22 protein-coding genes are annotated in these 26,634 nt (G+C 50.5%); 16 read left to right on the top strand and 6 right to left on the bottom strand.

Annotated elements, in window-relative coordinates; genetic code table 11:
* Positions 1–106: 106 nt before the first annotated feature.
* A complete protein-coding gene (locus CRO03_RS12550; protein ID WP_097111964.1) occupies positions 107–679 on the bottom strand; it encodes a gamma-glutamylcyclotransferase in 573 nt (190 codons plus the stop codon).
* A gap of 290 nt (positions 680–969) precedes the next feature.
* Here CRO03_RS12550 and CRO03_RS12545 point away from each other — a divergent pair, with 290 nt between their 5' ends.
* Positions 970–1,881 (top strand): alpha/beta hydrolase family protein, encoded by a 912-nt coding sequence (locus tag CRO03_RS12545; protein ID WP_170949012.1) that lies wholly within the window; start codon positions 970–972, stop codon positions 1,879–1,881.
* Between the two features lie 130 nt (positions 1,882–2,011).
* Here the strand turns inward: CRO03_RS12545 and CRO03_RS12540 are convergent, their stop codons facing one another.
* Together CRO03_RS12540 and xseA are read right to left on the bottom strand one after the other, a co-directional pair.
* A complete protein-coding gene (locus CRO03_RS12540; RefSeq protein WP_141397749.1) occupies positions 2,012–2,182 on the bottom strand; it encodes a prevent-host-death protein in 171 nt (56 codons plus the stop codon).
* A gap of 37 nt (positions 2,183–2,219) precedes the next feature.
* Complete coding sequence (gene xseA, locus CRO03_RS12535; RefSeq protein ID WP_097111961.1) at positions 2,220–3,557, bottom strand: exodeoxyribonuclease VII large subunit; 1,338 nt, start codon at positions 3,555–3,557, stop codon at positions 2,220–2,222.
* A 153-nt stretch (positions 3,558–3,710) separates the two neighbouring features.
* Between xseA and guaB the strand changes: the two genes are divergently transcribed.
* The 6 genes from guaB (at position 3,711) to CRO03_RS12505 (ending at position 14,059) form a co-directional block, all read left to right on the top strand.
* Positions 3,711–5,180, top strand: a complete 1,470-nt coding sequence (gene guaB / locus CRO03_RS12530; RefSeq protein ID WP_097111960.1) for an IMP dehydrogenase — start codon at positions 3,711–3,713, stop codon at positions 5,178–5,180.
* A 56-nt stretch (positions 5,181–5,236) separates the two neighbouring features.
* A complete protein-coding gene (gene guaA / locus CRO03_RS12525) occupies positions 5,237–6,814 on the top strand; it encodes a glutamine-hydrolyzing GMP synthase (protein WP_097111959.1) in 1,578 nt (525 codons plus the stop codon).
* A gap of 267 nt (positions 6,815–7,081) precedes the next feature.
* Complete coding sequence (locus tag CRO03_RS12520; protein WP_097111958.1) at positions 7,082–8,014, top strand: MlaA family lipoprotein; 933 nt, start codon at positions 7,082–7,084, stop codon at positions 8,012–8,014.
* On the top strand, positions 7,998–10,454 hold the full coding sequence (locus tag CRO03_RS12515; protein WP_097111957.1) for an efflux RND transporter permease subunit: 2,457 nt from the start codon (positions 7,998–8,000) through the stop codon (positions 10,452–10,454). The genes CRO03_RS12520 and CRO03_RS12515 overlap by 17 nt, the downstream gene beginning before the upstream one ends.
* 95 nt (positions 10,455–10,549) lie before the next feature.
* Entirely contained in the window at positions 10,550–13,204 is a 2,655-nt protein-coding gene (locus tag CRO03_RS12510) for a hybrid sensor histidine kinase/response regulator (RefSeq protein WP_097111956.1), read from the top strand.
* 18 nt (positions 13,205–13,222) lie between these two features.
* A complete protein-coding gene (locus CRO03_RS12505) occupies positions 13,223–14,059 on the top strand; it encodes an HDOD domain-containing protein (protein WP_097111955.1) in 837 nt (278 codons plus the stop codon).
* A gap of 10 nt (positions 14,060–14,069) precedes the next feature.
* Here CRO03_RS12505 and CRO03_RS12500 read toward each other — a convergent pair whose 3' ends face one another.
* Both CRO03_RS12500 and CRO03_RS12495 read right to left on the bottom strand, forming a co-directional pair.
* Entirely contained in the window at positions 14,070–14,975 is a 906-nt protein-coding gene (locus CRO03_RS12500; protein WP_097111954.1) for a recombination-associated protein RdgC, read from the bottom strand.
* A gap of 45 nt (positions 14,976–15,020) precedes the next feature.
* On the bottom strand, positions 15,021–16,769 hold the full coding sequence (locus CRO03_RS12495; protein WP_097111953.1) for a sensor histidine kinase: 1,749 nt from the start codon (positions 16,767–16,769) through the stop codon (positions 15,021–15,023).
* Positions 16,770–16,966: 197 nt separating this feature from the next.
* On the opposite strand from CRO03_RS12495, the gene CRO03_RS12490 reads away from it, so the two are divergent.
* The 7 genes from CRO03_RS12490 (at position 16,967) to ung (ending at position 24,573) form a co-directional block, all read left to right on the top strand.
* Positions 16,967–17,332, top strand: a complete 366-nt coding sequence (locus tag CRO03_RS12490) for a response regulator (RefSeq protein ID WP_097111952.1) — start codon at positions 16,967–16,969, stop codon at positions 17,330–17,332.
* A complete protein-coding gene (locus CRO03_RS12485; protein ID WP_097111951.1) occupies positions 17,329–17,943 on the top strand; it encodes a chemotaxis protein in 615 nt (204 codons plus the stop codon). The genes CRO03_RS12490 and CRO03_RS12485 overlap by 4 nt, the downstream gene beginning before the upstream one ends.
* Positions 17,943–18,911 carry a sensor domain-containing diguanylate cyclase gene (locus tag CRO03_RS12480; RefSeq protein WP_097111950.1) on the top strand — a complete coding sequence of 323 codons (969 nt, stop codon included), beginning with the start codon at positions 17,943–17,945 and terminating at the stop codon, positions 18,909–18,911. The genes CRO03_RS12485 and CRO03_RS12480 overlap by 1 nt, the downstream gene beginning before the upstream one ends.
* A gap of 256 nt (positions 18,912–19,167) precedes the next feature.
* Positions 19,168–21,624: a bifunctional aspartate kinase/homoserine dehydrogenase I gene (gene thrA / locus CRO03_RS12475; RefSeq protein ID WP_097111949.1), complete on the top strand. Its 2,457-nt coding sequence runs from the start codon at positions 19,168–19,170 to the stop codon at positions 21,622–21,624.
* Between the two features lie 5 nt (positions 21,625–21,629).
* Positions 21,630–22,625: a homoserine kinase gene (gene thrB / locus CRO03_RS12470; RefSeq protein WP_097111948.1), complete on the top strand. Its 996-nt coding sequence runs from the start codon at positions 21,630–21,632 to the stop codon at positions 22,623–22,625.
* A 2-nt stretch (positions 22,626–22,627) separates the two neighbouring features.
* Complete coding sequence (gene thrC, locus CRO03_RS12465; protein ID WP_097111947.1) at positions 22,628–23,908, top strand: threonine synthase; 1,281 nt, start codon at positions 22,628–22,630, stop codon at positions 23,906–23,908.
* Complete coding sequence (ung, locus tag CRO03_RS12460; RefSeq protein ID WP_097111946.1) at positions 23,905–24,573, top strand: uracil-DNA glycosylase; 669 nt, start codon at positions 23,905–23,907, stop codon at positions 24,571–24,573. The genes thrC and ung overlap by 4 nt, the downstream gene beginning before the upstream one ends.
* A 75-nt stretch (positions 24,574–24,648) precedes the next feature.
* On the opposite strand, the gene CRO03_RS12455 is transcribed toward ung, so the two are convergent.
* Positions 24,649–24,822: a DUF3545 family protein gene (locus tag CRO03_RS12455; RefSeq protein WP_019675643.1), complete on the bottom strand. Its 174-nt coding sequence runs from the start codon at positions 24,820–24,822 to the stop codon at positions 24,649–24,651.
* Positions 24,823–24,986: 164 nt separating this feature from the next.
* Here CRO03_RS12455 and CRO03_RS12450 point away from each other — a divergent pair, with 164 nt between their 5' ends.
* On the top strand, positions 24,987–25,715 hold the full coding sequence (locus CRO03_RS12450) for an SDR family NAD(P)-dependent oxidoreductase (protein ID WP_097111945.1): 729 nt from the start codon (positions 24,987–24,989) through the stop codon (positions 25,713–25,715).
* A gap of 10 nt (positions 25,716–25,725) precedes the next feature.
* On the top strand, positions 25,726–26,622 hold the full coding sequence (locus CRO03_RS12445) for an amidohydrolase family protein (protein WP_170949011.1): 897 nt from the start codon (positions 25,726–25,728) through the stop codon (positions 26,620–26,622).
* Positions 26,623–26,634: the final 12 nt, after the last annotated feature.

The following is a 26,634-nucleotide window of genomic DNA, read 5'->3' as shown; positions in this document are numbered from 1 at the left end:
AGGTTATTGGTTTACAAGGAATAAAAGAGACGCGCACTTAACCGTGCGCGCGGGTTTGGTTACGCTGTTGACTCCGAGAGGCTAATGGGTGACCCCAATTTCCTAACTATCGGTTTATCAGCTTTAGCAGCTCGCGCTCAATAGCAAATACATGTTCATCGTGTTCATTCATGTCCCGCAGAGCCTGCGCCAGTTTTAGTAAGTATTCACTATTAGGGCCACTTGGTCCCTCGCTTTGGGCGATATGAGCCGCGATAGCCTCGTCACTGTCCGGGCCCAGATACGCCTCGTTATCAGCGCTGGCTAAATACACCAGGCCCTCAGTTTCTCCAGGTTCGTCCAGCCAATGCAACTGAGTAAATACCCGCAGGTAACCGTTTTTCTCGCGGTGGTCTAAATGCTCAAAGGTATCGGGCGTTACCTGATAGGCCATCCCAGCGCAGCGTGCGCCTGGTGCTTCTATCAGCGTTAATACCCGCCCCGGTGCCTCAGGCGTGCCGCGATGGTCATGCGAGCCCTGCCAGAAGCGGCGCTGCCAGCCATAAATACAGGCGGGCTTGCGCTTGAGATAAGGAAAATCGGCTTTATAAATTAACGAGCCATAACCAAACAGCCAGACAGACTCCAGGTGATCCAACGGCTGGCGCTGTTTATTCAGGTCAATGGTGTTGTGTGACATAACTCTCCACTTAGCCAAAGTACGCTACAAAAGTGTTCTGGGTATTGCTCAGCATGGTAGCAATATTCTGGATGTTAATGCAGGCTAAATGTATTTTGGCACTGTACTGACATTAACCCCGCAAAAAAATAATCGAACTGCTCAACCTGTTGTGGTAGTTTCTTTGTACCAAAAAAAGAATTTATCGTTATAGGGATGTTATGCATATGGCCTGGAAGTGCACTGTCTTGTTGTTCTTAATGTTATGTGTCGGTAATGCGAAAGCTGTTGAGACATTTGAGCAAACCGGAATGTCTGATATACATAGTTGTTTTCGCGGCCCTTTTGCAAGCTACGATAAATGGCTTGGCTTTTTGTCTAACAAGCCAGGTTTCAAATTAGAAAACTTCCCGTTCTCCAAAGAAGACTTCGAAACTTACCAAACTACTTTGAGCTGCAACTGGTTTACCTATGAGGTAGGTGACGTAACGGTAGACGGATATCTTATTTATCCGACTGCTGCTAAAACGCCACTGCCAACAGTGATTTATAACCGGGGCGGTAACACGACTTACGGCAGGGTTAATGTCGGCAGAATGATGCATGACTTAATGCCGTTGGCTGCAGAAGGTTTTGCGGTTATTGGTAGCCAGTATCGTTGGAGTGGCAAAAGATTAAAGCCAGCAGACTTTGTTGCTGACGGCACTGAAGACCAATATGGCGGAATCGATGTTGAAGACGTATTGGCGTTGGTGCCTATTATTAAAAGTCTGGATATTGCCGATAGCAGCCGGATAGGGGTTTACGGTTCAAGCCGCGGCGGCATGCAAAGTTATCTGTTTGCAAAAAAGTACCCGGATATTAAAGCTATGGCCATTGTCGCAGGCCTGAGTGATGTCTTTAGTTTCAGGGACAGAAGCGAAAAAAGCCGCTTTTTGCTTAGTAAGTTAATTCCTGATTTTGCCGAAAACGAAGAAGCCGCGCTAAAAGCCCGCTCAGCCATTTACTGGGCTGACCAATTGCCAAAAGTACCGGTGTTACTGATTCATGCCAAAGATGATGAAAGAGTCACTTACGCCAATGCGGTGCAAATGAGTGAGCGGTTTACCCAATACGGTATTCCGTTTCAGTTTAAAACCTTTGATACCGGCGGGCATGATCTAACAGGGCACAAGGAAGAGAAGGATAAAGCGCTTACCGATTGGTTTAAAAAGCATTTGTAGTTTTTTAGTAATTTCCATGCGAAGTTCTATTTCAGATGATTTTGTGGCAGTTGTGGTTGGCTTTTTATTCCCAGCAGATGAGCCTGGGCTAAGTTACTCAGTTGATAACGTTTATTCTGCATAGCAGTTACTACAACGCTTTAAGAAAGGTTTCGCCGTCAACCACCTTTCCTTGCGCTAAGTCGGCTTTAGCCACCTTGAAGCAGTGTTTAAGATACTCAGCTTTTATCGCTTCAAGCTTTTCGCAGTCTTTTTTGGCGCGAACGATAATTGCAACTTTGTTGTCTTTGCTAATTTTCATTTTACCCTCATTAATCTTTGACCCACAGGGTAGGTCCTTAAGCATCATTTAGCTTTTTCACCTCGGCATCAAAACCACCTTCTGCCAGTTTAATTGCTACTTTGTCGCCGGCTTTTAGCTGACTGCTGGAGGTTACCACCTGTTGCTTGTCATCAAAGGTAATACTATAGCCGCGCGCTAAGGTGGCCAGTGGGCTTACTGTGTTTAGCTGGTTGCTTAAGCGGCCGAGGGTTTGTTGTTGCTGTTTTAGTTGTTGGCTGATGCTGCGTTGCAGCCGTTGTTGTAATTGCTGTAGCTGTTCGTGCTGTTGCTTAATGGCTTTAGCAGGGGACAAGTGCTGCAGGCTTTGCTGTAAATACTGCTGCTGGCGTTTGGCATTAGCAAGCTGCTGGGTAATGGTGCGGTTTAAACGCAGTTGCAGCTCGTCTAAGCGTTGTTGCTGTTGTTGCAAGCGCCGTTTTGGGTGCAGCGCTAACAGGCGTTGCTCCAGTTGCTTCAGATCTGGTTTCAAATGGTTGAGCTTACTGCGCTGTGCTTGTACCAGAGCGCTTTGCAGGCGGCGCAACCGCTCGAGTAAATGGCTTTGATCGGGTGATACCAGCTCTGCTGCGGCCGAGGGAGTAGGGGCCCGTACGTCGGCGACAAAATCGGTGAGGGCAAAATCAATTTCATGGCCGACGGCACTGACAATCGGAATAGGGCAGGCGGCAACGGCGCGGGCCAGTTGCTCGTCGTTAAAACACCATAAATCTTCCAGCGAACCGCCGCCGCGGCCGATTATTAATACATCCACTTCGTTACGCCGAATGGCGGTGCTGAGCATTTGCCTGAGTTGGCCGGCGGCTTGCTCGCCCTGCACTAAACAGGGGTAAATAATCACTTCAATCCCCGGTGCGCGGCGCTGCAGTACGCTGACAATATCGCGAATGGCCGCGCCGGTTGGTGAAGTAATAACGCCTACCCGGTTAATATGGGCCGGCAGCGGCTGTTTACGCGCTTCATCAAACAGGCCCTCGGCCTGTAAGCGGTTTTTTAATTGCTCGTACTGTTGCTTTAACAGGCCATCGCCGGCCGGTTCAATCATTTCAGCAAGCAGCTGATACTCGCCACGCGGCTCGTACACGCTGATCCGCGCGCGAATAAGTACCTGCTGGCCGTTTTGTGGTTTTACCGTAGCATTGCGGTTGGCCTGCTTAAACATTGCCACTTTTACCTGGGCGGCCTGATCTTTTAATGAAAAATACCAGTGGCCCGACGCCGCCTGCACAAAATTAGACACTTCGCCCACCAGCCACAAGCGCTGAAACTGCAGCTCCAGAATAAGTCTGACTTCGCTGTTTAAACGGGAAACGGTATAAATATCGGGGTTTTGCATGAGTGGCCCAGGGTTAGCTGTTCTGGGGCTAGTTTACGCCAAGGCCTGCCGTTAACACAAAAAGAAAAAACCGATTGTTCTATCACCAACAATCCTTTAAAATAGCGCCGCAACATTCCCTATCTTTTCATCCTTCACAGCGAGATTGTTGCAATGCTCAGGATCAAGAAAGAAGCCCTTACCTTTGACGACGTGTTATTGGTGCCGGCGCACTCTACCGTACTACCCCACACTGCGGATTTACGCACTCAACTGACCAAAAGCATCACGCTGAATATTCCTATGGTATCGGCCTCTATGGACACGGTAACCGAAGCCCGCTTAGCCATAGCGCTGGCACAGGAAGGTGGTCTGGGTTTTATTCATAAGAATATGACCATTGAAGAGCAGGCCGCAAATGTCCGTAAGGTGAAAAAGTACGAAAGCGGTGTGGTCTCTGACCCGGTTACCGCCTCAGCTGATATGACAGTGCGTGAAGTGCAGGCTTTAGCGCAGCAGCATGGTTTTTCCGGCTTTCCGGTACTGGACAAAGAGCAGAACCTGGTTGGTATAGTTACCGGCCGCGATATGAGCTTTGAAGCCGATTTACAGGCCAGCGTGCAGGCGGTAATGACCCCACGTGAGCGGCTGGTTACTGTCAACGAAAACGCCCCGCGCGAACAAGCCTTTAAATTGATGCACCAGCACCGGATTGAAAAAGTGCTGGTTGTCGATGACAACTACAAACTAAAGGGCCTTATTACGGTGCGCGATTATTATAAAGCCGCCAGTAAACCCAATGCCTGTAAAGATGAATTAGGTCGCCTGCGGGTTGGTGCTGCAGTAGGCGTAGGCCCGGGCACTGACGAGCGGATTGCCGCTTTGGTTGAAGCCGGCGTCGATATTCTGTTAATTGATACCTCTCATGGCCACTCACAAGGGGTTATTGAGCGGGTAAAACAAACCCGTGCTCAGTACCCGGATTTACAAATTGTCGCCGGTAATGTTGCCACCGCTGAAGGCGCTAAAGCCTTAGCTGAAGCCGGTGCCAATGCCGTGAAAGTAGGCATAGGTCCAGGCTCGATTTGTACCACCCGGATTGTTACCGGTTGTGGTGTACCGCAAATTACCGCTATTTCAGATGCAGTAGAAGGCATAAAGGGCACTGATGTTTGTATTATTGCCGATGGCGGTATCCGTTTCTCCGGTGATGTTGCCAAAGCCTTAGTGGCCGGCGCGCACTGCGTGATGGTCGGCTCGATGTTCGCCGGCACTGAAGAAGCGCCGGGTGAAGTAGAGCTGTATCAGGGCCGCTATTATAAATCGTACCGCGGTATGGGTTCACTGGGCGCCATGGCACAGCGTAATGGCTCGTCAGATCGTTACTTCCAGGGCAGTAACAACGCCGAGAAACTGGTACCGGAAGGCATCGAAGGCCGGGTAGCGTATAAAGGCCCGATTGAAAATATTATTCACCAGCAGATGGGTGGCCTGCGTTCAGCGATGGGTTTAACCGGTAGCCCGGATATGCTGACCCTGCGCACCAAGCCTGAGTTTGTTAAGGTTACTGCTGCCGGCATGGGTGAATCACACGTGCATGATGTGCAAATCACCAAGGAAGCGCCTAACTACCGGTTAGGCTGACAACATCAGTTTTTTACGGCGGGCCTGGCCCGCCGCCTTATTTTACAAAGGTTGTTATGAGCAAGAACATTCACCACCATCGTATTTTAATTCTGGATTTCGGTTCGCAGTACACCCAGCTAATTGCCCGTCGGGTCCGGGAAATTGGCGTATATTGTGAATTATGGGCCTGGGATGTCAGCGACGAGCAAATTCGCGAATTTAACCCCACTGGCATTATTTTATCGGGTGGCCCGGAAAGCGTGCCGAACCCGGACTCGCCAAGGGCACCGGAATATGTATTTAACGCCGGTGTGCCGGTGCTGGGTATTTGTTATGGCATGCAAACCATGGCTGAGCAACTGGGCGGTAAAGTGCAGGGTTCTGACTTACGTGAGTTTGGTTATGCTCAGGTAGAAGTGATTGCGGCTAACGACTTCTTTGCCAAAATTGAAGATCATATCGGTGGCAACGGCAATGCCTTGCTGGATGTCTGGATGAGCCACGGCGATAAAGTGATGACTATCCCGCCAGGCTTTGTCACCTGCGCCCAGACAGCAACCTGCCCGCATGCCGGTATGGTTGATGAAGCCCGCCAGTTCTACGGCGTGCAATTTCACCCGGAAGTGACCCACACCCGCCAGGGGCTGCGGATGCTGGAGCATTTCGTAGTGAACATTTGTGGTTGCGACAAACTGTGGACCCCGGCCACCATTATTGAAGATGCGGTGGCCCGCTTAAAACAGCAAATTGGTGATGATCGGGTTATTCTCGGTTTATCCGGTGGCGTCGATAGCTCGGTTACCGCCATGCTGCTGCACCGCGCCATCGGTGCCAACCTGACCTGCGTGTTTGTCGATAACGGCTTGCTGCGTTTAAACGAAGGCAAGCAGGTAATGGATATGTTTGGTGACCATTTTGGCCTGAACATTATTAAAATTGACGCTGAGCAGCGCTTTTTAGATGCCTTAGCCGGTGAAAATGAGCCGGAAGCCAAGCGCAAAATTATCGGCCGGGTATTTGTTGAAGTATTCGACGAAGAGTCGCAAAAACTGGAAAACGCCAAGTGGCTGGCCCAGGGCACGATTTATCCGGATGTGATTGAATCTGCCGGCTCGGCTACCGGTAAAGCGCATGTGATTAAATCGCATCATAACGTGGGTGGCTTACCGGCCCATATGAAACTGGGTTTAGTGGAACCGCTGCGCGAGCTGTTTAAAGACGAAGTACGTAAAGTGGGCCTGGAGCTGGGCTTGCCATACGACATGCTGTATCGCCACCCGTTCCCGGGGCCAGGTCTAGGCGTGCGGGTACTGGGCGAAATTAAAAAAGAATACTGTGATTTACTGCGCCGCGCCGACGCCATCTTTATTGAAGAGCTGCACAAAGCGGATTTATACAATAAAGTCAGTCAGGCTTTTGCGGTATTCCTGCCAGTGAAATCAGTTGGCGTTATGGGTGATGCCCGTAAATACGACTGGGTTATTTCGCTTAGAGCAGTAGAAACCATCGACTTTATGACTGCACACTGGGCGCATTTGCCGTATGACATGCTGGGTAAGGTGTCGAACCGGATCATTAATGAAATAAATGGGATCTCCCGCGTGGTATATGACATTAGCGGCAAGCCACCAGCGACAATAGAATGGGAATAACTTATCCGTCATCCTCGCCACGCTGACGGCATTGTCTTCACCGCTCACTCCGGTCACATACTATTTGTATGCTCCCGGAGCTGATCGGCTCGACAGCTTTGTCAGCCCGGCGATGATTTAGGATAAGTAAAAAAAGTATTTTAGGTAATGTTAATGTTAAATATTTTTTAAAAGGCGCCTAGGCGCCTTTTTTGTTTATCGTGTTATGCTGCTGTTTTAATCTTGGGCGCAGCTGGCGCTTGCAGTAAAGTTATACGGAGTAACAGGATGAACCATCGTTATACCCTTATCTGGCTGCTTGCTGCCGTACTAGCCGGTTGTGCCGCTAAACCTGAGCCAACAGCCAGCGCAGCGGCCAGTGAAGACCGCAGCGTTAGCAGTAGTCAGGCAGATAAGGCCAAGCCCGAAGATAACGAGCCGACCGCGGCAGAGCAGTTAAGCGCCGGCCAGACGACTAAAGTCGAAACCTCACAGGGCACGCTGGAGCTTGAGCCCACAGTGGTTGATATGGAGCCGGTTGCAGATGATTCGGCTGCTGCAGAAGCTGATGGAGCAGCAGATGCAGAAAAAAGTGCTTCCACGCCGTTGTACCATGATCCGCTGGAAGGCTGGAACCGGGCAGTATTTCGCTTTAATCATGTCTCCTATACCTACGTATTAATTCCGGTGGCAAAAGGCTATGAAAAAGTGCTGCCGGCGCCAGTCCGGGATAAAGTGGGCAATGCTTTTGCCAATATCCGCGAACCACTGAACCTGGTTAACAATGCCCTGACCGGGGATTTCAAAGGTGCCGGTTCCAACCTTGGGCGTTTTCTGATTAACTCGACTATTGGCATTCTTGGGTTGTTTGACCCGGCCACGGCCTGGTTTGATATCGCCAAGTCAAAACAAAGTATTGCCGATACGTTAAGCCACTATCAGGTAGGCAATGGCCCTTACTTAGTACTGCCCATTCTGGGCCAGAGTGATGTGCGTGGTGCCAGCTCGGTGTTGGGAGAGGCGTTTTTACATCCGCTTAACCAGCTGGTCGGGGCGCCAGACGCCTATTACCTGCAGGGCGTGAATGTAATTAACAGTTTCTCGGATCGGGCTAACTTATACCAAACCTTGTATAAGCAGGCTGACGATCCTTATATCTACTTTCGTAACCAGCATCTTCAGGGCCTAAAACGGGACGAAGCTTATGTCAAACCAGAGTAAGCAAAGCGCTGTTATTACCTGGCTGGCCAGCACTATTGTCCGTTGCCGTTGGGCCATTATTGGCTTGTTTATTGTGTTGATGGCGCTGGCAGCAACCTTTTTAAGCCAGTTCCGGATTGACGCCTCAGCTGAAACCCTGCTGGTAAAAAATAATGCCCTGTATATTGAGAGCCAGCTGGCGAATCAGCGCTTCTCACCGGATGAGTTTATTCTGGTGGCATACCAACCCAAAGACGGCGAGTTGTTTTCGGAGCAAACCTTTGCTGATATTTCGGCGTTAAGTGCCGACTATGCCACACTCGAGCGGGTAAGTTCGGTTACCTCAATGTTGACGGTGCCATTGCTGGCCGATGCCAGTGCGTTTACCTCAGGAGAGGATGTTAGCAGCCTGACCTGGCAGCAACAGCAATACCCGCCGGCCCAAATGCGCCAGCTATTAACCGATCATCCTATTTTTACCGACTTGTTATTTAACAAAGCGCAAACTGCCGCAGGCATTCAGATTGTGTTTAAGGCTGATGCCGAGCTTACTGAACTTGACGCTCAGATCCTCGATATTCAGCAGCACACACTCAGCCGTGAATTGAGTGAAGATGAACAGGCTGAACTGACACAGTTGCAGCGCACTGCTGATCCGATACGCCAGCGTTTAATTAAACAGCGCCAGCAGGAAATTGAACAAATTGAACAATTTAACCAGCAGGTAGGCGAGCAAGCTGCTACTTATGTTGGTGGTGCTTATGTAGTAGGGCAGCATCTGGTCGACATGATCAAAAGTGATTTAGCCACGTTCGGCCTGGCGATTTCCCTGATTATTGCCATGCTGTTACTGATTATTTATCGCAGCTGGCGCGGGGTGTTTTTCCCCCTGCTCAGTTGCAGTGTCAGCGTGTTGCTAACCTGTGGTTTATTCGGCCTGCTGGATATTCGTACCACCGTTATTTCAGCTAATTTTATTGCGCTGCAGCTTATTTTAACTCTGGCGGTAATGATCCACTTGCTGGGGGCCTACCGGGAAATCGCCCGCGATGAGCCAGAGCTTAACCAGCAACAGCGGGTGAAAGGGATGTTGCAGCAAAAAATATCCCCCTGTTTTTATGCCACCCTGACCACCTCAGTTGGCTTTGGCTCGCTTATATTCAGTGGTATTCAACCGGTGGTCGATTTTGGCTTTATGATGCTGATTGCCATGCTAATTACCATGAGTGTCAGCCTACTATTGTTTCCGGCACTGCTCAGCTTATTAAAAGCCCGTTCTGAAACCGCCGATTTCGGCTGGTTAGCACGGGGTCTGCAGCAGACAGCTGGTTTGGTTAAGCGCCGGCCTTACCCGGTAATCGTGCTAATAGCTGTATTGTTTGTTGGCCTGGCAACCGGCATCAGCCGGCTGAATGTTGAAAACAGCTTTATTAACTATTTTGCCAAAGACACCCAGGTGCATCAGGAGCTGGCGTTTATTGATCAGCAATTTGGTGGGTCTACGCCACTGGATATTGTTATTACGCTTAACCCGGAGCAGTCTAAACCCGATTTAGTGATAGCCGCCGACCAACTGAACCAGTTGCACCTGGCGCATGCCGCTGTTAATGCCTTTGAGGCCACCGGCAGTGTCACGTCGCTGATCAATTTCACCACTTTAGCCAGGCAGCTGAATGATGATAAACCGCTTACTGAATACGAGCTGGACACCATTTACGAAATGCTCAGCAGCAAGGTCACTAATCAGCTGGTGGGGGCTTATCTGGCTGACTCACCTAAGCAGGTGCGGATTGCTACCCGTATTCAGGATACCACTGCCGATTTAAACCGTGAGCAGTTGATGCAGCAGTTACATCAGGATTTACAAGCCGTTGGTCTGGCGCCGGCGGATTATAAACTGACCAATTTATTTGTGTTGTATCAGGATATTTTATCCCGTTTATTTGACTCGCAGGTTACCACCTTAGGCCTGGTGTATCTGGCGTTAGGCCTGGTGCTGCTGGCAATTTTCCGCTCGCTGAAAATTGCCATAATTGCGCTGATCCCTAATGTACTTACTACCTTAGGGATAGTGGGTTTAATTGGCTGGTTGAATATACCGCTGGATTTAATGACAATTACGATTGCGGCCATTGCCATGGGTATTGCAGTGGACGATACTATCCACTTTATTCACAACTACCTGCAACAACCGTCAGCCGACAACGCACTTAGCGCCACCTTTACCCACACCGGTATGGCTATTGTTTTTACCTCCGTCATTATTGCGGCCGGTTTCGCGGTGTTTGCTTTTTCAGATTTTCTGCCCAGCGTATATTTTGGTATTCTGACCGCTGCGGCAATGTTAATGGCGTTACTGACCGATTTAACCATTTTGCCGGCGCTGTTAAACCGCTTTGTTAAAAGCAGTTCTGATGGGCATGGCCAACAGACCGCGGCAGCAGAGAATCGGCCAACTTAACAAGCCTTTATACCAATATGCTTGTCGCTTGCCGGTTAGCTGGTTATGCTGTGCTCCTTACTGTTTACTAAAGTGCAGATCAGGCTCGTGCTGTTATGAGGTTAAGAGAAACGCTGGTTGCCTATATGTTGCCGTTGCTGGTGTTGCCAGTGTTACTTTTCGGCTATCTGGCATACCAGTACAGTCAGCGATATATGCAACAACAAACCTATTATCAGGTGCGCAGTGCGTTGGCCGGGCAACAGCAACAATTGTATGAATTTATCAGCACCCAGCAAACTCAGCTGCAAATGCTGGCGCTGAACCCTGATTTACAGCAATACCTGCAAACCAATGCCAGCGACCTGTTGCCGCCGTTGTTGAACCACTGGCAACGTTTTAAAGCAGAACAGCCCAGTATTGAGGCGATAAAGCTGGTGCAGCTAAATGGCGAGTATGCGCTGCATCTGCCTGAGATCACTGAAACAGTTGCCGTACCAAACCGTTTTCGCAACGAGTATTTTTCACCGCTGCAGGCAATGATTGATGAGCAGGGTTATTTTCTGGCGCCGTTGCCCGGCAGTCGGGAACGTAAGTTGTACTTTGCCAAAAAGTTGTATGTCAGCTCCTTTACTGAGTCCCGCCGCTTGTGGGGATATCTGGTTATGATGGTAAGCCCTGACTTGCTGGATACTATCGTCAACACACCTTATACCAGCAACAGTGTCAACCTGATGATCAGTAAAACTGCTACCATCGCTTATGCGGCTGATCCGGCGTTAATCAGCAGTGCCTTTGCGCCAACGAACTTTCGACAAATCCAACAGAGCATCGGTGCTGACAGCCTGAAAAGCGTATTATTACTGGGCCAGTACCGCGAGTTACTGGGCACGCCATTGCCCGGTAATTACCAGTTGTTATACGGGCTTGATCCAGAGCAGCTTAACGACGAGCAACGCTGGCTATCGCGGGTATTATTGCTGCTGATGGTGCTGATTTGTCTGCTATTGCCGCTATTGGTCTACTGGTTACTGATCAAACATATCTTCAGCCCGGTAAAACAGCTTACCGCTGCTAAAACGGCCGTGGGACGTGGCGATTTATCTGTGCTGCTGGAAGTAAAAAAGCAGGATGAGTTGGGCGATATGTTTGCTGCTTTTAACGTGATGGTGCGCCAGCTGCGGGTATACCGGGAGCGGGAGCGGGCGTACAAACAGCAGCTGGAAGATAAAGTATTGCGTCGTACTCAGGACCTGGCCCGGGCCAATGATGATTTGGCCGGCGCCAACCAGGAGCTGATTTTAGCCCGGGAAACCGCTGAGCAGGCCAACCGGCTGAAAAGTGTGTTTCTGGCCAATATGAGCCATGAAATCCGCACCCCGTTAACGGCTATTATTGGTTTCAGTGAGCAGGCACTGCAGGAAAACGACCCGCATAAACGGCAGGATTACTTAAAGCGGGTGCTGAAAAGTGGCGACCATCTGCTGGGCCTGATCAACGATATTTTAGATCTGTCCAAAATTGAAGCCGACAAACTGGAATTAAACCGGGAGCAGTTTGACTGCCTGGCCGCCATTGATGATATTTATCAGCTGGCATGTGAGCAGGCCCAAAGCAAAGGCCTGACCTGCCAACTGAAATGGCAGTTTCCACTGCCTAAAATGCTGAATAACGACAGTCTGCGTTTTCGCCAGGTGCTGCTGAATCTGAGTAGTAATGCCGTTAAATTTACCCAGAAAGGCAAGGTGGTGTTTCAGGTTAGTTATGACCAGATGGCCCGGCAGCTGTCAGTAAAAGTTAAAGATACCGGCATTGGCATGAGCGATGATGAACTGGCACGGATTTTCCGGCCCTTTGTTCAGGCTGATGCCACGGTAACCCGGCATTTCGGTGGTACCGGGCTGGGTCTGGTAATTTCCAAAAAGTTAATGGAACAAATGGATGGCGATATTCAGGTCGAAAGCGTTAAGGGCATTGGCAGTTGCTTTGAAGTAATTTTAAATTGTCAGCAGCAGGACATTGAGTTGGTTGACCGCTATCAACCTCAGCAAAGGCAGCCTGAGAGCATTAGTCCGCTGCCGGCCGACAGCTCAGTAAAAGTGTTAGTGGCGGAAGATAACCCTGACAACCAGCTATTGCTGAAATTATTACTGGAAAAAAGTAACGCGACGGTGGTGGTGGTCGACAATGGCCATAAAGCCGTTGAACGGGTGCTGCATGATGAGTTTGATCTGGTGTTTATGGATATGCAGATGCCATTGATGGGAGGCGAGGAGGCCACCCGGCTGATCCGTCATGCCGGTATTGAGGTGCCGATTATTGCCGTCACGGCTAACGTGATGAGCGAAGATGTTGACCGCTACAAAAAGGCCGGTTGTCAGGCCCTGCTGGGTAAGCCCGTGGTGCAAAGTGAGTTTCTGGCAATCCTTAACCGCTTTGCCAAGGTACGCAAAGACAGCGAGCAAGACTGGTTGCAGCGCCTGGAGCAAGACCCGCAAATGCAGGCGTTAAAACGGCAGTTTGGCCGGCAATTGCCGGTATTACTGGCTGAGCTCCAGCAGAATTTTCAGGCCAAAGACTGGCCAGCATTGCGCTTTGCTGCTCATAGTCTCAAAGGCAGTGCAGGCAGTATGGGTTATCCGGAAGTCACCAGACTGGCCGGTGAAATTGAACAGGCGGTAACCGGGCAGCCGGCTGCTATTGCAGTATTACTGGTTGAGATGGAGCGATATATTAACCATACTCAGCCAAGTAGCCAGGATGAGTATTAACCACTGGCGGGAGAGGGTATGAGTGCACAACGTGCGTTATTGATTATTCTGGATGAAAAAATCCGCTCGGATCGGCTGGTATTGCCGACGTTACCTGATATTGCGCTCAGAGTGCGCGAGCGGGCTGATGATCCGCAAATCAGCTTACAGCAAATGGCTGAGGTGATCAGCCAGGATCCGGCGTTGTCGGCCAGAATGATAAAAGTGGCCAACAGTGCTTTTATGGGGCGTTCAATTCAGGTGAACAGCTTAAATCAGGCGGTAACCCGGATTGGCCTGAGCCAGATAAAAAACATCGCAATTGCGATGGCGATGGAGCAATTGTTTGTGTCGCAGCATAAGCAGGTGCAGCAACAGCTGGACAGGTTGTGGCGGGACAGTGTGCAAACCGCCAGTGTAGCCGTGGCTTGTCTGCAGTTCTATAAAGCCAGACACAGTGGTTGTAAGCTTAGTAGTGATGTGATGGCACTGGCCGCGCTGGTGCATAATATCGGCGCGTTACCGGTATTGATTGAAGCCGAGCGTCATCCTGAGGTTTTCGGTCATCCGGCTTTTATGCAGGTACTGATTGATAAAATTGCCGCCATAGTGGGCCTGAAAATTATTAAAAGCTGGGGCTTTGGTGACGAATTTATGCCGGTGGTTGAACACTGGCGTAAACCCCGCAGTGAGCCAGAGCCGGGTTATACCGACTTTATCCGGCTGGCGGCAATAAACCGTAATTATTATCTGCCAGAGCTGGCTCAGACCTTATTAGCGGATTATGTCGCCCGCGAGCTGGTACCGGTGCCGGAATTTATGCAGCAACGGGAAATTGCCGACAGTTACCAGGATGTGCGGGCGTTATTTAATTAACGGTAGTTGCTTAATCGGTGCTGGCCTGTTGTAGTTGCTTAGCAATCGCCAGCAGCGCCTGGTTGAGACTGCTGCTCATCAGCAACAAGTCGGCATCGAGCCGCACGCTTAAATCTTCCCAGCCCATTTCTTCATTCTGGCCGGTCAGCAACTCGTGGTACTTAATGCCTTTAATGCTGCTGTCATCACTGACATGCAGGCTTAAACCTTCAGCTTGCTGTAAGCCAATTTTGGTGACCAGTTTATCTTGCAGATGGCTTTGTACTTCATCAGCACTCAGCAGATGGTTGGTGAATTTAACTTTTGCACCTTCTTCATCCGGGGCTTTTAACTCTGCATCATTACCCAGCATAAAGCCCTCAGGCAGCGCCTGATTTTGTAACCATAGCTGCAGGTGCGAGTTTAATTTATGGTTATCCAGCCAGGGTAAGGCTGGCAGTGAGCCCAGTGCTTTGCGCAGTAATGCCAGAATATCTTCTGCTTTGCCGGCGCCGCCGGTATTAATGACCAGCCAGTTGTGCTCGGCATCATAATAACCATGGGTCAGGGTAGAGCGACTGAACGCGCGCGGCAGTAAGGTCTGGATCAGTTCTTCTTTTAAGCTTTGTTTTTCTTTACGACTGAGAGGCCGGCCCTGTTCAGCGGCCATCGCGTCGATTTTAGGCTGTAGCTCTTCATTAATTACCGCGGCGGGTAAGACTTTTTCCTGCCGTTTTACGGCGAATAGCCAGCCCTGAGCCATCGGGTGGCAATACTGTTTAATACTGGCGTGCAGCGGGAAACTGAAGCCGGTTCTGACCGCTTCCTGGCCGGTGCAGGGGGCAAATTTAAATTCTGCCAGCGCGGCTTCTAATTGCTGCGGATCAGTGCTTAGTGGGGCACTTAATTTGTAAACCCGGATATTTTTAAACCACATAACAAACCTGTCCTTCTTTTAACAAGCTGGCGAGTATAACGCGGATCAGCCGTCGAGTTTCAGGTTTTTTGGAAAGCGAATATGGTATTGCAAACCCTGGCCAGGCTCGCTGCTGACGGTGATACTGCCGCCCAGCGTTTGTCTGACCAGATTATAGGTAATATGGGTGCCCAGGCCGCTGCCACCCTGTTCACGCTTGGTGGTAAAGAACGGGTGAAATAGCTTTTCCAGTTGCTCTGGCGACAGGCCTTTGCCGTTGTCACTAAAGCGAATATCGACGTTGTTATCTTCATCCAGCACCGTGATCCGGATCAGGCCCTCTTTGATGTCCTCAAAGCCATGGATCAACGAATTCATCAGTAAGTTGGTAAAAATCTGCGAAATAGCACCGGCAGGACAGCGCAGGGTAATATTATCCGGGCAATTCACTTCTATGTGGTGCTGGGTTTTCTTAAAGTTGGGTTGCAGAGAGCGGATCACTTCATTGATGTATTCTGCCAGGTTAATGGTGCGGATAGCCTCACTGGCCTGGTCAACGGCAATTTGCTTAAAACTGGCAATCAGTTCAGATGCGCGGCTTAAATTTGACTGGAGTAAATCAGTACCCTGCAGCGCCTCAGTGATAAAGGCTTCAAGGGTTTTTGAGGTCAGTGATTTATCGTTAAAGGCCTGCTGTAAACTGGTGAGCTTTTCAGTCAGAAAACTGGTTGCCGTAACGCCTATCCCGACCGGCGTGTTGACCTCATGGGTAATACCGGCCACCAGGCCGCCCAGCGCTGCCATTTTTTCAGATTGCACCAGCCGGTCCTGCGCCTGGTTTAAATGCTCAACCAGCTGCTCCAGCTCGGTTTGTTTACTACGCAGGGCATCTTCGGTATGGCGGCGGCGTTCAATTTCTTCCCGCAGGCTTTGCTGCTTCAGTTCCAGTTCCTGTTTCTGCTGCTGTAAGTCCATCATGGCCTGGCTAAGACCCGATGTTTTACGGGCAACTTCCTGTTCCAGCACCAGGTTTTGCTGGTCCAGTTTTTCATTTGAGGTCAGTAGTTGTTTCTGGGTATTACCCAGCTGGGCTTTGTAATCCTGCACCCGGTTAATCAACCGGTTATAGGCATCAGCCATTAAGGTTAGCTCTGACGACTGACTTTTATCAATTTCAACCCGGGCACCATCTAACTGGTCCAGTTCTAAATCTTCGATTTGCCGGCTTAAATCGGCCAGCGGCTCAGTCAGTTGTTTTCGAAACGCCATTAAAAACAGAATAATCAGGAAAGTGGTTTTCAGCATGGCGTTACCCACCAGAAAATAAATACCCACTTTTATCCGTTCAATCACTACTGAGCGGCTGGAAAATAACGTGACGTCCCCAACCTGAGTTGCCCGGCCGGAAAATTCGAAAATCAGCGGAAAGGTGTAACCGAAAATGCCAGATTGTTGTTCAGTTAAGCGTACGCCCTCGCGTACTAACTGACTACTGAAGCGTTCTTTAACATCGATGTAACGTCCGAGCTGGGTGATTACCGCACCACTGTCGTCACGAACTACTATGCCTTCTACCGCAGGAATAGATAGCAGACCGTCGGCGATAATTAATGCTTGCGGTGTATTCAGCTCCCAGATAGCCCGGGTTAAACTGCCGGAAAAAGTTTGTTGCAGGGTTTCTAAGTCACTGTTAATCAAGTTTTTGGTGTTATAGTACTCCGCCACAATCTGAGCGAGAGTAACGATCAAGGTCAGAATAAAATAGACTGACAACACCTTGGTAAGCAGATTGCGGGACAGGCTTTTTTGCTGCATGCAATAACCTTTTTTTCACCGGATTATGTGATACTTAGTCTGGTCTACCTTAACCAATAAAGCAGCTTTTTAAAATAGCTGGTACTAAATAAGTGTCAAAGCGCTAATTATTGGCCGGTTATTGCTTTATGGCGGCCATCTGTATATATTTTTTAACCAACAGATCGATAAATACAACTTATTAACAGGCAGTACTGATGGCTTTAACCGCTTTAATTTGTGATGACTCTCTTTTAGCCCGCAATCAAATGAAGAAATCCCTGCCTGCAGCATTTGATGCCGAGATTGTAACGGCAACTAATGGCCTGGAGGCATTAACGGTGTTGCGTGGCCAGGAGATTGGCGTGGTATTTCTGGACCTGACCATGCCAGAGCTGGATGGTGTAGGTGTACTTGAAGCAATTAAAGCTGAAAGAATGGATGTTTTTGTCATTGTCGTATCGGCTGATATTCAGCCGGAAATGCAAAAACGGGTAATGGATCTTGGTGCCCTGGCCTTTATTCAAAAGCCGGTAAATACCGATAAACTCAGCGCAGTGATGCGACAATATGGCTTAATATGACGGATTTGAGTTTTACTGAAGAGCAGCGTGATTGCTTGCAGGAGCTGATTAATGTGGCGATGGGACTGGCCAGTGACAAACTGGCTCGTTTTCTCAATACTTTTGTCCACTTGCAGGTGCCGGCCATTGGTCTGGTTAACGCCGCGGAAATACCCGAGCAGTTTCGTGGCCAATATCAGGGCCTTAACAGCTCAATGATAAGCCTGGGTTTTTTTGGCGACGGTGGACTGCGCGGTGAAACTATTCTGCTGTATCAGCTGGAGAATGCCGGCAAAATAGCGGCGTTGCTGGGCTACGACGACGATGCCACCAGTGAAGCAGAAATGCTGACTGACATCAGCTCTATTCTTACCACCACTTTTTTAAATGGTCTGGCAGAACAGCTGGACAACAGTTTTTCTTATGCGGCGCCGCGGATTATTTCGTCACGCGATAATGACTTTATCAGTAAACTGGAGCAAACGGCGTTTCACTGGCAACTGGCGTTGAAAGTTGATATCCGGTACGAGTTAACCGACTACAGTTTTGACTGCAACATGATTTTGTTGATCCCAGGCGAGGCGGTGTTAAAACTAAAAGCCATTCTGGATAACGTACTGGCGGAATTCTGATGGATATTGACTGGCTGTCTGGTCCGTTGCTGCAGCAGCTGAACAGTGGAGTCATTCTGCTGAATAAGCAGTTGCAGGTGGTTTATATTAATCCGTATATCTGCCGCCGTGCCGACATTCAACTGGAGTCGGTGCAGGGCAAAGACCTGTTCAGTGTTTTTGCAGATGCACCCAAAGCCTGGCTCAGTCGCAAACTTAACAGTGTACTCAGTTTGCAAAGTCCTGCGTTCAGCTCCTGGGAGCAGCGCCAGTATTTGTTCAAATTACCCCATTTACGGCCGGTCAGCAGTGCCAATCAGTATATGGCGCAAAATTGCAATATGCTGCCGCTGACGGAACCCAGCAGCGGCGAGCATTTTGTTTGTCTGTTAATTGAAGACGCCACCGACGCCTACGTTTATCAGAGCCAGTTGCAGCAGAGCAATTTACAGTTGCAGCAGGTAAACCGGCTGGATGGTTTAACCGGTGTGTTGAACAGGAATTACTGGCAGCAGCAACTTGAGGTTGAGGTGCAGCGGGCCGGGCGCTATCAGCATCCGTTATCGTTACTGTTTTTCGATTTAGATAAGTTTAAACGTTTAAATGATGAGTACGGCCATCAGGCCGGCGATATTGTGCTGATTGAAGTGGCTAAATTAATTGGCAGCCTGCTGCGGGAAACCGATTTATTCGGCCGTTACGGCGGCGAAGAGTTTGCTATTATTTTGCCCGACACGCCGCTGGAGGGTGCTATTGAGGTAGCGAAGCGGATCTGCCAACGGGTAGCCGCCACGCCAATTGAATATCAACAGCAGCAGTTGATGACCAGCGTCAGTGTCGGGGTAAGCCAGTTCAGCATTGCTACCAGCGCAGATGAACTGATTCAACAGGCTGATTTAGCCTTGTATCAGGCGAAACGGAATGGCCGCAATCAGGTGGTGACTTACTATCCTGAATTAATAGATTCCCTCAAAAAGGTAAAAACGTAACAGCGACTATTTTTTGTTTGACAGACGTCTATAAGTCTGTGCATAGTGCATCTTATGAAAATAAAAACAGCAGACCTCACCACCATTATTATTACCACCCACCCTTCGGGGTAGGAGGTCGGCGGTGTGTTGTCTGTAAAAAGGCCCGTGACCTCAAACGTCACGGGCCTTTTTTTTAAAACAATAACAGGTAATTACCTGGCCTTGGTCGGCAATAACAACATAATGATTAATTCGATGCGCAAGGAGTAAAAAAATGAGAGTGCTAAAATTTGGCGGCTCGTCGCTGGCATCACTGCCACGCTTTGCCGAAGTTGCGCAAATCGTGCAGCGTCAGGCGGCAGCCGGCCCGGTGTGTCTGGTATTGTCGGCACCCCAGGGCGTGACCAATATGCTGGTAGAACTGACCGACCTGGCTTATCTGGGATCTGACTATCAGGGCGTGTTAACCGCACTGGCGGAGCGTTATCAACAGCTGTTAAACGAGGCGGCAGGCTTATCTGCAGAGCAGGCCAGCCAGGTGCAGGCGTTATGGCAGCAGCAATTGGCGCGGCTGGCGCTACATTTACAGGGCATCAGCTTGTTGCGGCATTGCCCGGACCATATTAAAGCGCAAATACTGGGTCTGGGCGAGCAGTTCAGTGTCGCCTTAATGACAGCCTTGCTGGTTGCCAATAAGGTTAATGCGCTGGCGCTGGATGCGGTAAGTCTGATCAAAAGTCAGGGCGATTACTTAAATGCCAGCGCTGATATTGAAGGCTCTGAGCAAACCCTGCAACAGGCCATTGCCGAACAAAGCGCAGCGGTATATGTAATCGCTGGTTTTGTCTCCAGTAACAGTCAGGGTGAACCGACCTTGCTGGGCCGCAATGGCTCTGACTATTCGGCGGCGATAGTCGCGGCCAGTATCCGGGCGGCGGCTTGTGAAATCTGGACTGACGTTGATGGCGTGTACAGTGCTGACCCGCGTCAGGTCAAACAAACCCGGCTGATTGACCGCTTATCCTATGATGAAGCCATGGAACTGTCGTATTTTGGGGCCAAGGTGCTGCACCCGAAAACCATCGGTCCGTTGGCGCGCTATAAAATTCCCTGTTACATCAAAAACACCTTAAATCCGGCTGTGCCAGGTACCTGCATTGATGTCAGCGGGGATGGTGAAGCCCTGGTAAAAGGCATCTCCAGCCTGGAGCATTTAGCGCTGTTTACCGTATCGGGCCCAGGCTTAAAAGGGGTAGTCGGCATGGCCAGTCGGGTGTTTGCCTCGATGGCCCGCTCGCAAATTTCGGTCAGTTTAATTACCCAGTCTTCTTCAGAGTTCAGTATCAGTTTTTGTGTATCGCAACTGCATCTCAACCGGGCGCAAAAAGCGCTGGAGCAGGAGTTTGAGCTGGAACTGCAAACCGGCTTACTGCGACCGGTCAGTATCCTGGCCGATATGGCGATTGTCAGCCTGGTCGGTGATGGCATGCGCCAGCATCGCGGTGTGGCGGCAAAGTTTTTTGCCTCGTTGGCGCAGGCCCGGGTTAACGTGGTGGCGATTGCCCAGGACAGCAGCGAGCGCTCTATCTCTGCAGTGGTTGAGCAGGCGGTTTGTAAAGATGCGGTCCGTGTATGCCATGAAAACTTTTTCAGTCACATTCCCAGTATCGATGTGTTTCTGGTGGGCTGCGGCGTAGTGGGCGCTGAGTTATTGGCGCAAATTGAGCGCCAGCAAAGCTTTTTACAGCAACGCCAGGTAAAATTAACCGTGTATGGCATTGCTAATTCCCGCCAGTTATTACTGGCTAAAGAGGGCGTTGACCTTAGTAACTGGCAGCCTGATCTTAGCCAAAGCCAAAGCAGCTTTTCGCTGGCTGCACTGAGTGATTTTGTCCGCCAGCAACACCTGACTAATCCGGTGCTGGTCGATTGTACCAGTGCCGAAGCTATTGCCAGCCAGTATGCAGATTTTCTGGCAGCCGGCTTTCATGTGGTTACCCCTAATAAGAAAGCCAATACCGCCAGCCTCAGTTACTACCGGCAGTTGCGCCAGGTAGCACAGCAGCAACGGCGGCGCTTTCTGTATGAAACCACGGTAGGCGCAGGCTTGCCGGTTATTGATACCTTACAGGGGTTGTTAAACGCCGGTGATGAGTTACTGGCGTTTGAAGGTATTTTATCCGGTTCATTGTCTTACATTTTTGGTGAGTTGGAAGCCGGTGCCAGTTTATCTGACGTCACCACTAAAGCTAAAGCGATGGGCTTTACTGAGCCTGATCCGCGTGATGATTTATCCGGCACCGACGTTGCCCGTAAACTGCTGATCATGGCCCGCGAAGCTGGGATGGCGCTGGAGCTGAGCGATGTCAGTATCGAGCCGGTACTACCGGCAGATTTTGACAGCAGCGGCAGTACTGACGACTTCATGGCACGCTTGCCCGCGCTGGACGCTGCCTTTAGTGAGCGGGTGAAAGCGGCAGCGGCTGAGGGTAAGGTGCTGCGCTATATAGGTGAAATTCGCGACGGCAAGTGTCAGGTGGCTATTAAGGCACTGGACCAGGATCACCCACTGGCTAAGGTGAAAGACGGTGAAAACGCTCTGGCTATTCACAGCCGTTATTATCAGCCCATTCCGTTTGTACTGCGAGGCTATGGTGCCGGCGCTGCGGTTACTTCAGCCGGGGTATTCAGCGATATTATGCGCACCCTGAGCTGGCAGCAGCAGGTGTAACGACGATGACCAATTCAACAATACACCGTTATTTTGCGCCGGCTTCCACCGGCAATTTTTCTGTCGGCTTTGATTTGCTGGGCGCGGCCTTTGAGCCGCTGCCCGTTAAATCAGCAGACGACGAGCTATTTGGTGATGTACTGGAAATTCATGCTGAGCAGAGCGAGCTGAGCCTGCAAATCAGCGGCCGTTATCGCCATCAGTTGCCAGCAGACAGCAGTGATAACTTAGTGCTGAGTTGTTTTTATGCCTTTGAGCAGGCGGTTGGTAAACCCTTGCCGCGGCTGGCGCTGCATTTGCAGAAGAACCTGCCGGTCGGCAGCGGTCTGGGCTCCAGTGCCTGCTCTATTGTCGTTGCCTGTTATGCCTTCAATCAGTATTTTGGTCAGCCATTATCGCAATCGCAATTGCTGCAGTTAATGGCCGAAGCCGAGGGCGGCGTTAGCGGCAGTGTTCACTATGATAATGTGGCACCAAGCTATCTCGGTGGCTTACAGCTGATGCTACCGGGCAGTAGTAAAGCAAGCCGGGCGTTGCCCTGGTTCAGCCACTGGCGGGTGGTATTAAGCTACCCCGGCACTGTGTTATCTACCAAGGCTGCCCGGGCCTTATTGCCAAAGCAACTTAGCCTGGCTAATAGTATTGAATTTGCCGGCATGCTCAGCCGCTTTGTCAGTGCGTTATATTGTCAGGATGAGGACGAAGCCATTGCTGCACTGCAGGATCTGGTGGCTGAGCCAGCGCGCACACCGCTCATTCCTGAGCTGCCGGTGCTGCGCCGTGGGTTAACGGAAAAAGGCGTGTTACATCTGGGTATCTCCGGTGCCGGACCCACCTTATTCGCACTGTGTCCGGATGATAATACTGCCAGTGAGGCTGCCGCATACCTGCAGCAACATTATGCTAAAAATGCTGATGCCTGTACCCGGATTTGCCAACTATCTGCTGCTGGTGCCAGAGCGCTGCCACAGCCATCTGCCGATTTCGGCCAAAGGATCTGAAGATGCAATTAACAAATTTGAAAGTAACGACCGAGCAGGTCAGCTTTTTACAGGCGGTACGCCAGGGCCTGGGCCAGCAACAGGGCTTATTTTTTCCGACCCGCTGGCCTAAACTGGATATTGATGCTTTGCTGGCGCTGCCATTAGTTGAGCGCAGCAGCAAAATCTTAACCGCATTAATTGGTGATGAGTTGCCGGAAGCTGAGTTGCTGGCCATGCTGGACCGGGCCTTTGCCTTTCCGGCGCCGCTGGTGAAGGTAACCGACAACGTCAGTGCTCTGGAGCTGTTTCACGGGCCAACTCTGGCTTTCAAAGATTTCGGCGGCCGCTTCATGGCGCAGGCACTGGCCAAAGCGCAACCTGAACCGACTACGATTGTTACCGCTACCTCGGGCGATACCGGTGCGGCGGTAGCCCATGCGTTTTACCGTCAGAGCGGGGTGCAGGTGGTTATTCTGTTCCCTAAAGGTAAAATCAGCAGCCTGCAGGAAAAGCTGTTTACTACCCTGGGTGACAACATTACCACGCTGGCCGTCGATGGTGACTTTGATCAATGTCAGGCACTGGTCAAACAGGTGTTTGACAATAAAGCGCTGGTGGAGGAATTTAATATTACCTCGGCCAACTCTATTAATATCAGCCGGCTGTTTGCGCAGATTTGTTATTACTTTGAAGCCATAGCGCAGGTACCGCCGGCGCAACGGGACAAAGTAGTGATATCGGTACCCAGTGGTAATTTTGGCAACCTGACTGCCGGCCTGATAGCCAAAGCAATGGGCTTACCAATTAAGCGGATGATTGCCGCTACCAACAGCAATGACACGGTACCACGTTACTGGCAAAACCAGCAGTGGCAACCGAAAACCACGGTAGCGACGCTGTCCAATGCCATGGATGTCAGTGCCCCCAATAACTGGCCACGGGTAGAGGCCTTGCTGGCGCAAGGTGTGATCAGCCGGGATGATATTGAAGCAATAGCGGTCGATGAAGACGATACCCAGCTTGGCGTGCGCCAGTTGTGGCAGTTGGGCTATTTAAGTGAGCCGCATGCTGCTGTTGCCTACAAGGCATTGAAACGCAGTCTGGCAGCTGATGAGTTTGGTATTTTCTTTGCTACCGCTCATCCGGCAAAGTTTAAAGAACAGGTCGAGAATATTCTCGGTAGCCCGATTGCGTTGCCACCGGCACTGGCCGCTTGTGCCGCAGAGTCTGGACTTAGCATCGATATTGCGGCAGACTTTGCAGCCCTTGAACAGGTGATCAGGACCTTAAAACGCGCATGACCGACTGGCAACAACTATTAGGTGAGCAAAAGCAGCAGCCGTATTTCAGCAAGTTGCTGGCTGAAGTTACGGCCGCGCGCAGCGCCGGTACGGTAATCTATCCGCCACAGGCCGATGTCTTTAATGCGTTTAAGCTTACCGGGCTATCGGAATTAAAAGTGGTGATATTAGGCCAGGATCCATATCATGGCCCGAACCAGGCTCATGGTCTGGCTTTTTCAGTGCGGGATGGGGTAAAGGTACCGCCGTCGCTGGTGAATATCTACAAAGAGCTGGCGCTGGAATACCCTGATTTTCGCCCACCTGGCCATGGCAATTTACAAAGCTGGGCCGGGCAGGGGGTATTATTGCTTAATACCGTACTGACAGTGATTGCCAATCAGCCCAACTCGCATCGCAAGTTGGGTTGGGAGCAGTTTACCGATCAGGTGATAACGGCAGTAAGCCAGCACTGCGAAGGCATTGTGTTTTTGCTGTGGGGCAGCCATGCCCAGAAGAAGGCTCGGCTGATTGACGGTGATCGCCACCACATTCTGACAGCACCCCACCCGTCGCCATTATCGGCGCATCGGGGCTTTCTAGGCTGCGGCCACTTTTTGCAAACCAATAGCCTGTTACAGGATAGCAACCGTAGCGCCATTAACTGGCACTCGGTTTGCTGCTAGCTTAGCAAAGTAGGCCTGATAAACCGGTAGCTGCAGTTAAAACAACAACGCCCAATCATTGATTGGGCGTTAGCGTTATAACTCTATATCAGCCAGCTCTGGTTCTATGGTCCAGTCTATGTCGCATAGCTCTTTTTTCAGGCGGTGACGCTCTTTTAACTCTTCTATTTCGCGCCATTTACGCTTAACAGCTTTAGGTTTTGCTGCCGGGCGTTCCAACATGTTCAGTAATTCTTCGAAGCTTTCCATAATACGGCCTCTGCTGATGTTGTTGTAATTTTCAACGAAAGTTCTACCACACTTTGTTGTAAAATAAAATAGTTAAGTGACAACAGCGTTACAGCCATGGTAAAAATTTAAAATAAAGCTCATTTGGCTTATGATGCTTGCAGGTGAGTTCAACAGGAGCAGGCATGAAAAAAGTCGCTATTGTGACCGGCGGTAGCCACGGTATTGGTTATGCCATCGTTGAAAAGTTATTAAATGAGCAATATCAGGTATTTAATCTGGATATTGTGCCAGGCGAACTGGGGGAATACCGTGAATGCGATGTCAGCCGGGTCGCGACAGTCAAAAGTGTTATTCAGACTATTTTAAGCACTACCGGTCGCATTGATTTACTGGTGTCTAATGCCGGCCGTCATCTTAGTGCCGATATTGAAGCGACTGATGAAACTACCCTCGATGCCTTGTTTGCCCTTAATGTTAAAGGCGCTTACGCGGCGCTGCAGGCGGTGCTGCCACAGATGCGGGCGCAACATAGCGGTGCCATTGTGTTAGTAGCGTCAGATCAGGCCTTAATCGCCAAGAAAAACTCTTTTGCCTATAACCTGACCAAGCACGCGCTGGCCTCAATGGCTAAAACCACAGCGCTGGATTATGCCCGTTTTACTATCCGGGTTAACGCCGTGTGCCCGGGTACCATTGAAACGCCGTTATTTCATCAGGCGATTGACCGCTACTGTGCCAACAGTGGTGCGGACAAAGCCGCAGTAGTGGCGGATGAAGCAGCAGAGCAGCCGCTGGGTCGCTTAGGCCAGCCGGAGGAAGTGGCGGCACTGGTCGCCTTTTTAGCCAGCGACAATGCCCGCTTTATCACCGGTAGCCTGCAGTTAATTGATGGTGGCTATACGTGTCAATGAGCGCTGCCAAATGACGCGGCCGGAGCTGCTGCAGATTATCGACCCGCATTTACACCTGTGGCAACTCAGTGCCGGCCAGTATCATTGGTTGCAGAGCAAAAATCCGCCTGCCTGGCCGGATAAGGCCTTATTGCAGCAAGATTACTCAGCGGCAAAGCTTGCGCTGACAACACCCTTTAAACTGGCCGCTCTGGTGCACATTGAAGCCGGCTTTGATAACAGCGCACCCGAGTGCGAGCTGGCCTGGCTGGCCGGGCAGCAGCTTAGCTTGCCTCATAAAGCAGTCGCCTTTTTAGATTGCAGCCTGCCGTTTGAGCAGATACTTTCGAATTTGCAGGCGTTGTTGCCTTATCAGCCAGCCGGGGTGCGGCATATTTTTGAAGGTGACGATGAGCGCTGGCTGCATGCGCCGCAACTGGAGCAAATCGCCGGTATGTTGGCACAGCATAAGCTGGTGCTGGAACTGCAGTGCAGCCTGGCCAACCCAAAAAACCTGGCCAGAATTCAGCAGCTGGCACAGCAGTTTCCGGATTTAACGCTGGTGCTGAATCATGCCGGTTTGGTGCAGCCGGAGCATTTTCAACCGTGGCAGCAGGCGATTCAGCTGCTGGCTTCCTCGGCCAATGTAGCAATGAAGTTGTCTGGCTGGGAGCTGATAAATGCCGGCCGTTACAGTAGCGCAGACCCCGCCTGGCAGCAGCAGGTCTTCGCTGCCGTGCTCAGCGAGTGGCCGCTCGAGCGGCTGATGCTGGCCAGTAATTTTCCGTTATGTTTATGGCAGGGCAGTTATCAGCAATTGTGGCAGCGTTATTACCAGTTACTGACCAGTCTGGGGCTTAGCAGCACTGGCTGGCAGCAATTAAGTGCCGGCACAGCCAGAGCCTGGTATGGGCTTACAAACGACTAAACAGCTGGTACA

Source organism: Arsukibacterium tuosuense (genome assembly GCF_900215315.1).
GTDB lineage: Bacteria > Pseudomonadota > Gammaproteobacteria > Enterobacterales > Alteromonadaceae > Alishewanella > Alishewanella tuosuense.
Note: the sequence above shows the minus strand (reverse complement) of the source record. Positions and strands in the feature narration are given on the sequence as shown.